2 protein-coding genes are annotated in these 1,572 nt (G+C 68.8%); both read right to left on the reverse strand.

Annotation, left to right across the window (positions count from 1 at the left end; translation table 11 throughout):
* Positions 1–11: 11 nt before the first annotated feature.
* Entirely contained in the window at positions 12–788 is a 777-nt protein-coding gene (locus ACXPWS_RS21890; protein ID WP_458713645.1) for a hydroxypyruvate isomerase family protein, read from the reverse strand.
* Between the two features lie 36 nt (positions 789–824).
* A complete protein-coding gene (locus ACXPWS_RS21895) occupies positions 825–1,568 on the reverse strand; it encodes an SDR family oxidoreductase (RefSeq protein WP_458713646.1) in 744 nt (247 codons plus the stop codon).
* Positions 1,569–1,572: the final 4 nt, after the last annotated feature.

The following is a 1,572-nucleotide window of genomic DNA, read 5'->3' on the forward strand; positions in this document are numbered from 1 at the left end:
ATTTGTGTGCGCTACCCCCACGGGCCGGCGCCCCGATCCGACTGCGGTAACCAGGCGAACGGGTCGGCACCGGCGCAGGTGTATTCCAGGCTGACATGCCCGCGGTAACCCCGGCGACCCAGATGCGCCAGATGGGCTCCGAAATCGATGGACCCGGTTCCCGGGGCACTGCGCCCCGGGGCGTCCGCGAGCTGGACGTGACCGATGCGGTCGCCGTACAGGTCGATCACCGCGGCGAGGTCGTCCCCGTTGACGGTCAGGTGGTACAGGTCGGCCAGCAGTCGCACTGACGCTTCGCCGACGCGGTCGAGCACCGCGACCACATCGGCCGCGGTGCGCAGCGGATAGCCGGGGACGCCGCTGAGCGGTTCGACCAGGATCCCGGCGTCGACTCGCTGCGCCCGCCGGGCCGCGATGGCCAGATTCTGCGCGGCGGTCTCGTCCTGCCGAGCGGACCCGACGCCGACCAGCCGGTTGCCGTACAAGGCGTTGAAAGCCTTGGTACCCAACCGTTCTGCGATACCCACGGCGACGTCGACATTGTCCAGGAACTCCTGGCACCGACTCGGATCCGACATCAGCCCGCGCTCGCCCGCGGTCATGTCACCGCCGGCGAAGTTCAGCGCCACCAGTTGCACTCCCGCATCGGTCACCGCACCGATGAGCGCGTCCACCTCGGCGTCGCCCGGCACCGAATCCTCGAAGGGCCACCACAGTTCGATCGCGTCGAAGCCGGCGTCGCGGGCCGCTTCGGGGCGCCGAAGCAACGGCAGTTCGGTGAGCAGCATCGAGCAGTTGACGACATAGCGGGCCCGCACGACGACTCAGCCCCTGCCGTAGTACGGCATGGCCCGCGCCATCACCGTCAGCTCCGGAATCGAGACCTCCAACGGCAACTCGACGACATGTGCCACCGCCCGGGCCACATGGCGCACGTCGAACGTCGGTTCGGCGGCCAGGGTGCCGTTGGCCTGGAGCGTTTCGCTGAAGCCGGCGGTCATGGCGGTGGCGGCGTTGCCGATATCGAGCTGCGTCACGCAGATGTCGATATCGCGCAAGTCCAGCAGCATCGACGCGGTCAGACCACTGATCGCATGTTTGGTGACGGTGTAGGCCAGACTGCGGGGCCGCGGCCGGTGCGCGGACAATGAACCGTTGTTGATGATCCGCCCTCCGCGCGGCAGTTGCGAGGCCATGATCCGGGCCGCCTCCCGCGCGCAGAACAACGAGCCGTCGACGTTGGTGCGCCACACGGTGTGCCAGTCCTCGACGTCGATGTCGGCGATCGAGGCCGCCGGCCCGAACACCCCGGCGTTGTTGAACAGCACATCGACGCGGCCGAAGGCCGACAGCGTCTTCCCGAACAGCGCCTGCACCGACGCTGCGTCGGTCACGTCGGTCGGCACCACCAGTGCGTTCGGCCGACCGCCGGCAGTCTCGGTCAGCTGCTGGGGTCTGCGTCCCGCCAGGACCACCTGATGTCCGGCCTCCAGCAGCACCTCTGCCGTTACCCGGCCGATGCCGCTGCCCGCTCCGGTGATGACCACTGTCTTGCTCACGCGGGCGATTGTG

Source organism: Mycobacterium sp. BMJ-28 (genome assembly GCF_054404835.1).